We start from the raw sequence: 2690 nt of genomic DNA, 5'->3' as shown, positions 1-2690 counted from the left end.
ATGTGGAAGTTCGCCGCAATCGGCACGAAGGTGGTCGTGGTCCCGTAGGACCATTCCCCCGTATGGGCTAACGCCGGGAGCGCCTACGCGGCGTGGGGCCCGGCCTCGGCCGGGCAGTCCGGCTCGGCGGTCGCCGCGTCCGCCTCCTGGGCGGCGGCAGCGGGCTCCGGAGCCGTCGGCGGCGTCGAGACGGCGCTGGCGGCGGCGCAGGACGCCAGCAGGTCGCTCATCGAGGGCTGCCGTTCCTCGTCACGCCGGGCTGCCACGGCAGCTGCGGGCTCTTGGGCCGACATGGATGCCTCCTGGGGCTGCTGGGGCGGACAGGTATGGGTTAGGTACACCTAACCGGCTCTCTACGCCTCCATGTGACCACGCGCGACACCGCGCGCGCAACATCTTCCCGACGGCTTGTCGGAATGTGAGCGGCGACCCGCCTACGGAACCCGCCGTACCGGCCGCCGAGCCGTACGGACTCAGCCCTCCGAAGCCCCCGAAGACCCCGAAGCCCCCAGATCGCCCAGCACCGTCAGATCCACGCCCGCCCACCGGGCGCCCACCCCGGTCAGCGTCACCTCGCGCACATCGTCGCCGTCACCGTCGTCCTCGCTCCAGGCGGCCGGGTCCGCGCCCACCGCCCGCTCGATGCCGACGTGCAGCCGGTCCTCCGACAGTTCCTCGACCTTCCCGTCGCCCCACTCCACGACCACCACCGACTCCGGCAGCGAGACGTCCAGGTCGAGGTCCTCCATCTCGTCGAGCCCGCCGTTCAGCCGGTACGCGTCCACGTGCACCAGCGCCGGCCCGTCCCCCAGCGGCGGGTGCACGCGCGCGATCACGAAGGTCGGGGAGGTCACGGCGCCGCGCACGTCCAGCCCCTCGCCGAGGCCGCGGGTGAGCGTCGTCTTGCCCGCCCCCAGCTCGCCGCTGAGCAACACCAGGTCGCCGGGGCTCAGCAGCCCGGCGAGGCCGCGGCCGAGCGCGCGCATGCGCTCGGGCGTCGTGACGGTGATCTGTGCGGTGGCGGCCACGGGCTCGGTCTGCGGGACGTTCATACCGGCCGATGGTACGGGCCCGAGCACCATGATCTGGAGCCGTGCACACGCCGCGCGCCCCGTGGGCCCGGCTTCGTACGGGCGTCAGGACGCGACTCGCACCCGTACGAGCCGCCGGGCCGCCCCGCGGAAGCACCGGCAGGCCCGCCCGTGCCCGTAAAAGAGCCTGGCGACGAGCCCCATGGGCCGTTCAGCCGCGTTCCGTGCCCTCGCCCGAGGCGGCGCGGGTGGTGAGGGCGTCGCCCGCGGCGGCCGCGGCCAGCACCTCCGCCAGCCGGTCGTTCACGGCCTCGGGGTGCTCCAGCATCACCAGGTGCCCGGCGTCCGGCACGAGGGCCAGTTCCGCGTCGGGCAGGGCCTCCGCGATGGCCTCGCTGTGCTCGCTGGGGGTGATGAGGTCGCCCGCGCCCGCGAGGACGAGCACGGGCAGGCAGTCGAACGCGCACAGCGCCTCGACCTTGTCGTGTTCGGCGAAGGCCGGGTAGAACTCGGCGACCACGTCGATGGGGGTCGCCTCGATCAGCCGCTCCGCGAACCGCGCCACCCCCGGATCGACGTCCTTCGCCCCGAACGAATAGCGCTTGACGACGCCCGCGAAGAGGTCCGCGGTCGCCCGCCGCCCCTTCTCCACCAGGTCGGCCTGCGAGCCCAGGGCCTTCAGCACACCGGGGAGCACGCGCCGCACGGCGTTCATCCCGACGACCGGCAGCCCGTAGTTGACGTCGGCGAGGTTGCCCGCCGACGTGCCGATGAAGGCGGCGCCGACGACGCGCTCGGCGACCAGGTCGGGGTACTGCGCGGCCAGCGCCATCATCGTCATGCCGCCCATCGAGTGCCCCACCAGCACCAGCGGCCCCTCGGGCGCCGCCGCGTCGATGACGGCCTTCAGATCGCGGCCGAGCAGATCGATGGAGACGGGAGCGTTGCTCTCGCTCTGTCCCCGCCCCCGCTCGGACCTCCCGTGGCTGCGCTGGTCCCAGTACACGCCGCGGACCGCGCCGCGCAGGGCGGCCCGCTGGAAGTGCCAGGCGTCCTGCCCGAGGCAGTAGCCGTGCGAGAAGACGACGGTGACCGGCTGCCGCGGGGGCCGCCGCCCCAGCAGCCGCTTGCGCGGCGCCGCCCCGTCGGCACTGCCCGCCGCGCCCTCCGGCACGGCCTCGTCCACCTCGTAGTACAGCTCGGTGCCGTCCTCCGCGACGGCCGTGCCGGGTGTGCCGCGCAGCGTCCCGTACGGGCCCGCGGAGTCCAGCGCCAGGCGCGCCCGGCGCCGCATGCCGCGGCCGACCGTGAGCCGCTCCAGGGCGACGCCCGCCGCCGCGCCCGCCGCGACGACGCCTATCGCCGCTCCCGCGACCCCCGCGCCGCGCTTCCAGCCCCAGTTCAGTCCCGTGGCCGCGACCGCGGCCGGGCCGTTCGTCGCCTCGCTCATGCTTCGCCCCCCGTGCCATCGCTCTCACCGACATAGACGCGGGGCACGCGCGCGGAGATGCGCGTGACGACCTCGTATCCGATGGTGTTGGTGGCCAGCGCCCAGTCCTCGGCCGTCGGCTCGCCCCGGTCGCCCGGCCCGAAGAGCACCACCTCGTCGCCGACCGCCGCGTCGTCCCCGCCGAGGTCCACCACGAACTGGTCCATGGC

At 74.6% G+C, this 2690-nt stretch carries 4 protein-coding genes; all 4 read right to left on the bottom strand.

The annotated features are described in order from the left end of the window. Positions 1-83 precede the first annotated feature (83 nt). The gene (locus ACFU99_RS40155) at positions 84-293 is read right to left on the bottom strand and encodes a hypothetical protein (protein WP_384402669.1); all 210 of its coding nucleotides are present in this window, start codon (positions 291-293) and stop codon (positions 84-86) included. Between the two features lie 180 nt (positions 294-473). Continuing rightward, entirely contained in the window at positions 474-1052 is a 579-nt protein-coding gene (gene tsaE, locus ACFU99_RS40150; RefSeq protein WP_384402666.1) for a tRNA (adenosine(37)-N6)-threonylcarbamoyltransferase complex ATPase subunit type 1 TsaE, read from the bottom strand. A gap of 190 nt (positions 1053-1242) precedes the next feature. Further along, positions 1243-2481 carry an alpha/beta fold hydrolase gene (locus tag ACFU99_RS40145; protein WP_384402663.1) on the bottom strand — a complete coding sequence of 413 codons (1239 nt, stop codon included), beginning with the start codon at positions 2479-2481 and terminating at the stop codon, positions 1243-1245. Continuing rightward, positions 2478-2690, bottom strand: a 213-nt coding sequence (locus tag ACFU99_RS40140) for an alanine racemase C-terminal domain-containing protein (protein ID WP_384402660.1), incomplete at its 5' end; no start/stop codon positions are given. The genes ACFU99_RS40140 and ACFU99_RS40145, both read right to left, overlap by 4 nt.

The organism is Streptomyces sp. NPDC057654, assembly GCF_042800135.1.
Lineage (GTDB): Bacteria > Actinomycetota > Actinomycetes > Streptomycetales > Streptomycetaceae > Streptomyces.
Note: the sequence above shows the minus strand (reverse complement) of the source record. Positions and strands in the feature narration are given on the sequence as shown.